Here is a 6,085-nt window from a genome sequence, read left to right as displayed (position 1 = left end):
TACTAAATACTATGTACTAACTACTCAGAGGACAGGTCGCGACCTGTCCCTACGCCCATAATCTCAAAAATCTGTGCTTATCACTTTCTATCTAATTACTAAATACTATGTACTAACTACTCAGAGGACAGGTCGCGACCTGTCCCTACGCCCATAATCTCAAAAATCTGTGCTTATCACTTTCTATCTAATTACTAAATACTATGTACTAACTACTCAGAGGACAGGTCGCGACCTGTCCCTACGCCCATAATCTCAAAAATCTGTGCTTATCACTTTCTATCTAACTACTCAGTACTAAATACTTTGTACTAAATACTAAATACTTTGTACTAAATACTTAAATTCGCATAATGAGCAATGCAGCAGCCGATTTCGTAAAAACTTCTGATACCAAGGCCTTCGACTCGGATCACAGACGTATTATCAATTATAATATTGGGAAATATGATACTGCAGTAGAGCGGGGTTTATCGAAATTTGCGAATCTAGAAAATTCAAAACGCAAGGCTCATACCATCAAATGGAAGGTTATGGAGAACCTCGACAAGCTTCTTCCTGAATTTGAGACCAATTTCCAACGTAAAGGCGGAAAAGTAATTTGGGCTAATGATGCTGCTGAAGCCAACAAAGAAATTCTTCAAATCATTAAAAAAGCAGGTGCAAAAACAGTCATTAAGTCGAAATCAATGGCCACCGAAGAAATTGAGCTTAATGAATTTCTTGAGAAAAACCACATTGAGACTGTAGAAAGCGACCTAGGCGAATATATTGTACAATTATTGGGGCAAAAACCTTACCATATCGTTACTCCAGCAATGCACCTCAGCAAAGAGGATATTGCTAAACTCTTTAATGAACGCTTTGGGACACCTATTGATGCCACTCCAGAACAATTAACCCTAAAAGCAAGAGAATTACTTAGAGAAAAATATACTTCAGCAGATGTAGGAATTACCGGTGGCAATTTCCTAATTGCCGATACGGGAAGTATCGCTTTAACAGAAAATGAAGGTAATGCACGATTAACAACCACTTTCCCGAAAATACATATTGCCGTTGTAGGGATTGAGAAGCTTATCCCTTCTATCAATGATTTAGATTTGTTTTGGCCTATTTTATCTACACATGGAACAGGGCAGAATTTAACGGTTTATAATACTATTTTGGGTGGTCCGCGACAAAACAATGAAAGCGATGGACCAGAAGAGATGTACGTAATCTTGTTAGATAATGGACGTACTAATTTACTAGCTCAGAAAGAACAAAGACAAGGCTTATACTGCATACGCTGCGGAGCATGTTTAAATGCTTGTCCCGTTTACAAAAATATTGGTGGCCACACTTACGAAACTACCTATAGCGGACCAATTGGCTCAATTATTACGCCACACATGGCGGGAATGGAGGAGTTTAAGCACTTAAGTTATGCCTCTAGCCTTTGCGGGAAATGCACGGAAGTTTGTCCCGTAAAAATAGACATTCACAAAATGCTCCTCTTAAACCGTAGAGATTCTGTTAGCCAAGGATTAAGTCCCAAAGCCGAAAGCCTTGGCTGGAAAGGCTGGAAAATGGGCATGATGAAGCGTAAAATGATGGATATGTTTGGTGGTAAATTCAAAAATCTATTGTTGAAAAACTTCTTCAAGAAAAGCTGGGGTAAACACCGTATTCTTCCACAAGTTGCAGAAAAATCATTTAGTAAGCAGTGGCAAGAGAAGCAAAAAGGAGAAGGAATTTAATTAAAGTCTGTACAAAACTTCAAATAAGGAATTATAAAATCCGTAGAGAAGAATCTACGGATTTTTTTTTGACCAAATTCTAATATCTAAACGAGCGGAAATCAATTATTCAGCTTTGTTTTAAACATTAAAGACTGTAGCGAAAATTATTAAAGCCACCGTAGCGGTTAAAATAAGTACAGTAGGGAAAGATTTTGATTTTACTTCCCATTTATCTGCATGCCATGCCTTAAAACTGATTACTATTAAAATTGCCACCAAAACAATAAGGGGAATGGTAGCAGTCTCAAATAGAGCCTCAAAAATATCATTAAGTAAAATATTTTTGATCGAAATAAAGATTAAACCGACAAAATAGATAAAACTAAAACAGCTTAATAGAAGAGAAAGATTTTTTTTCATAACTTTTAAATTAATTGAACATTTCGATGATTAACTGTTAACAAATTTCATATTCTCGATCAAACACCAAATACAGCAGCCTAATAATATCAATAATTCAAATATTAGCAAAGTACTACATCCTTTAAAAGATTTTATTAGCTAAACAGCATGAGCTATCTGAAATAACTTAATTAAATATAAAATTTATTATTGTAAAAATTTATTTTTATCAAAATTTAGAAAAATATTATTTTTATTTGAAATCAATTTTCTTAAAGCTCATTGACACAGTCTATAAAAGCTTTAAATAAAGATATTCAAGAGTAAGAATGTTCCTACTCTTGAATTTACTCTGTTAAAATATTCGAAGCAATTACTCTTCAATTTTCTGAACAGGCTTATCTTTCTTACATCCTGGTAAACAAAGCCACTTTGGTGTACAATTCTTACACATTTTATCATGTAAATAACAAATTGGATGGAAAAAATAACAATCGCCATCATAATTACCACAACATCCATGATCACTACCCTTTGGCCATTTATAGCCAAATGTAGATGGAGCACCCTCAAATTTATCTGGGTTATTTAGTGTATAGTTGACCAACTCTCTTTCAAATTCATAAACAGAAACATAGTTTGAATTTAAGCCACCCAAAACAGTTTGAATAAATTGAGTTTCTTTAGCCTGTGAACCTTGGGGATCTTGATTAATGGCATTGTTAAAATCATTTACATTAACAATTAGATCTTCAGTAAGCGCAAAAGATGAGAATCCTCTATTAAACCCTTCATAAACCGTATTGCTTGTAAAAACTTTCGCATCAAAAAACATATCTGAAACTGACGATATATTAAAGCTCGAATTTTGTTCATTTTTAAGAATCTGCCTATTAACCGACTGAACTAATGATTTACTCATAAATAGTCCTTGCACTTTTAAATCTAAAAGCTCCTTGTCTGTAATATCATTTGTTAAGGAATTAATCATTTTATCCATAACAACAATAATATTACTGATTTCTTCTTTTGAAAAGCTTTGACTTAATACACGCTGCTTTGCGGTAATTTGCTTGGTAATATCTGCTGATAATTGTTTCTTATCTATATTTACGATAAAATCTTCAACAATACCTTTTCCAGATTTCTCATCTTGAATATTTAGAGAAAATTGCAGATTACCATTTATTATTTGGCTTGCATAATTGATTTTAATGCCATTTTCAATGAAATTTAAGGTTTTCTGAGGGGCGCTATTTGCCACTTTATTGTCTTTTCTACACGAGTAAATAATCAAACTGCCAATTAATGCGATAGAAATGATTGCTAAAATTTGTATTCTTTTCATTTTAATTAATTTTTAAGGTTAATAAAAATGTTCTTCATTTATCTTTTATGACTTGTTTATAGTTGAGACCAATACTTTGATCATAAACAAGCCAAATGGATAGGTAAGGTCCAACTAATTTGCATTTTCTGTTAAGGAGGGATTAACAGCGTGTCGCATAGTCCGTGGATTCTAAACTGCTGCTTCGGTATAGCTTTACCCAAATAAACTTTAAAGTTTAAGTCGCCTTTCGTGCGAAATAAACGAATGCTACAATTCCATAGTCTAAAAGAATTGCAATTCAAATAAACAGGCCTAATAGCCTTAAAAATGGCATATATACTATCCATGTACGAGTTTAGATTTATAAATTTTAATCTAAACTAGCGGATAAATAGCCCCAAAAAATTAAAATGAGTGAGCGGTATTTATAAATTATTGAGTGGTGAAAAACCTATTCAATTCGAAAAATAAATTTTAAAACATAAAAAAAGCAAAGACTAATTAGTCTTTGCTTTGAAATATTGTAATTGAACTATTATTTACTCAAATCTTTAATTCTGACATTCCTGAATTGCAATTCAGAGCCATGACCAAGAAAACCAATATGTCCACTATCTCTTAATAATCCAGGGTGTTTTTGTCCATCAATAGCACCATTCTTCCTTGCCTCCGTAATATCTGCATCCAGAATTACATCTCCATTCAGAATCACTTTTATTTTCGGACCCTGAACTATTACTTCCTGGTAGTTCCATTCTCCAACAGGCTTCAAAGAACCTCTTTTTGCGGGAACTGTCCCGTATATTGATCCATGATATTGATAAACCTTTAAGTCTTTATAAATAGGCGCATCATTATCCAAAATTTGTAATTCCATTCCTTCATATGCCGCATCTCCTGTTAAAGGGGCTCTAATTCCTAATCCATTATTCGCACCCGGACTTAGCTGAAACTCAAATCTTAAAATAAAGTCTGAGTACTGCTCTTTAGTGTATAAATTATTCCCTAGCGCATTTTTCCCTGGTTTCGGACGAACAGCCAAATTTCCATTTTCGCTAATATAATCTCTAGTATTACCTTGCCAGTTAAACATATTACTACCATCAAAAAGGATCTTAAAACCCTCATTAAGCTCTTTCTTGCTCAGTTTAAATGGCTTAACAGCGGGTAATTCTTTGATGTAAATATTACGGTAAGCAACTGGCGAACCATGTGCTTGAAGCTCAATCTGCTCTTCAGCAAAAATTGGCCTTTTCCTATCCCAATAGTTTTCTAAAATTACATTGTCGGTTACCAGCTCACCATTCAAATAAACTGTTACACGATCTGCTTTCATGATAATATGGAAGGTATTCCACTCCCCGAGCTTCTTATCGGCTACTTTTAAAGGTTTACTTTCATGCACCTGATTATTGTATAATCCTCCTGATCCAACCTGAGCACCAACCTTTACACGCGCATTATCCCAAATCTGGACTTGCGGGGTGCCTCTTAAATAAATTCCTGCATCTCCCTCCTGCTTACCATCATCAATAATTTTCCAATCAACCAGCATCTCAAAATCGCCATACTTTTTCACTGTGGCGATATTATCACCATGACCCACAAACTGCAATTCACCATTCACAACTTTCCAGCTATCACGCATCTCCGCATCAGCCTTTGCTTGTGCTTCAGCCAATGTTTTAGCATCCATTTTTGAGCGTTTAATTGGATCGCCAACTAAACCCTTCCAACCAGTCAAATCTTTACCATTAAATAAAAGCTTAAAGCCGTTTTTAAGAGGCTCCTGAATTTGTTGATAATCGTTTTTAGAGGCGCTACTATTTTGTGCAAATGCACAAGCTGCAGGCAACATCAATGCCACGAAAATGAAAGGGCGAATGGTTTTTGAGAAGGTAAACATCATTATCTTTAAATTATTTGTTTCTGAATTTAGTTCTTTGTCCTTAATTGCCTGATAAACAGGATATTATTAAATGTTGTTAAACTCCACCCTTCCAAAAAACTCTGGAAGATGAAAATTCGGCGCTTCACTTGAAATATTATTCCAAGCTAAAAAATGAGGCTCTGGAAGCTTATCTCCACATTTATAGAAATTAGCACGACATTTTTTGTCGCTCAAGGAATTTATTTCATGGTATTGAAAAGCAAAAAAAGGAATGGCTAAAGTGAGCTCCCATCCTATGTTTGCCTCAGTATTTGTTGCTGGCCTTAATGTACTTTGAGATGTGATTTTTTTAATGATTTCTGGAGAAATCAACTCCCGGCCATCTCGTCCTTTACCAAAGCCCAAAAGGCAGGTTCCAGCACAATTAAACTCGAAATTATAGTATTCAGCTTCATCCTCGAAAGAGATAAAAAACTCCACACAGCTATCTTCATAAACAGGCTGATTAGGCTCAGAATTGACCGCTCTCAGATGCTTTTCTTCAACATAAAACTTCAGGAAAATTGCATCTTTACCATGCGCCATCGCAAAAGCGACTTCCGGTTTATAAGGATATGCTTCCCAAGGAGCATTGGCAATCAGCTCCTTGTGAATGTGGTCGAGCTTCTTTGAAATTTCATCCATTGAAGTCGACTCACTGTGATGAATAAATGGGGCAGATAGCTGCTTCATAAAAAA

General features: G+C 34.9%; 5 protein-coding genes. 1 reads left to right on the top strand and 4 read right to left on the bottom strand.

Annotation, left to right across the window (positions count from 1 at the left end; all coding sequences use genetic code 11):
• Positions 1–353 precede the first annotated feature (353 nt).
• Positions 354–1,742, top strand: a complete 1,389-nt coding sequence (locus QZ136_RS00815) for a LutB/LldF family L-lactate oxidation iron-sulfur protein (RefSeq protein ID WP_291399423.1) — start codon at positions 354–356, stop codon at positions 1,740–1,742.
• Between the two features lie 120 nt (positions 1,743–1,862).
• Here the strand turns inward: QZ136_RS00815 and QZ136_RS00810 are convergent, their stop codons facing one another.
• The 4 genes from QZ136_RS00810 to QZ136_RS00795 form a co-directional block, all read right to left on the bottom strand.
• Positions 1,863–2,144: a hypothetical protein gene (locus tag QZ136_RS00810; protein ID WP_291399422.1), complete on the bottom strand. Its 282-nt coding sequence runs from the start codon at positions 2,142–2,144 to the stop codon at positions 1,863–1,865.
• Positions 2,145–2,499: 355 nt separating this feature from the next.
• Positions 2,500–3,474 (bottom strand): hypothetical protein, encoded by a 975-nt coding sequence (locus QZ136_RS00805; protein WP_291399421.1) that lies wholly within the window; start codon positions 3,472–3,474, stop codon positions 2,500–2,502.
• 517 nt (positions 3,475–3,991) lie between these two features.
• A complete protein-coding gene (locus QZ136_RS00800; RefSeq protein ID WP_291399420.1) occupies positions 3,992–5,365 on the bottom strand; it encodes a DUF1080 domain-containing protein in 1,374 nt (457 codons plus the stop codon).
• A 66-nt stretch (positions 5,366–5,431) separates the two neighbouring features.
• Positions 5,432–6,079 (bottom strand): carbohydrate-binding family 9-like protein, encoded by a 648-nt coding sequence (locus QZ136_RS00795; protein ID WP_291399419.1) that lies wholly within the window; start codon positions 6,077–6,079, stop codon positions 5,432–5,434.
• Between the last annotated feature and the right edge of the window lie 6 nt (positions 6,080–6,085).

It is taken from the genome of Daejeonella sp. (genome assembly GCF_017495225.1).
Classification (GTDB): Bacteria; Bacteroidota; Bacteroidia; order Sphingobacteriales; family Sphingobacteriaceae; genus Daejeonella.
Note: the sequence above shows the minus strand (reverse complement) of the source record. Positions and strands in the feature narration are given on the sequence as shown.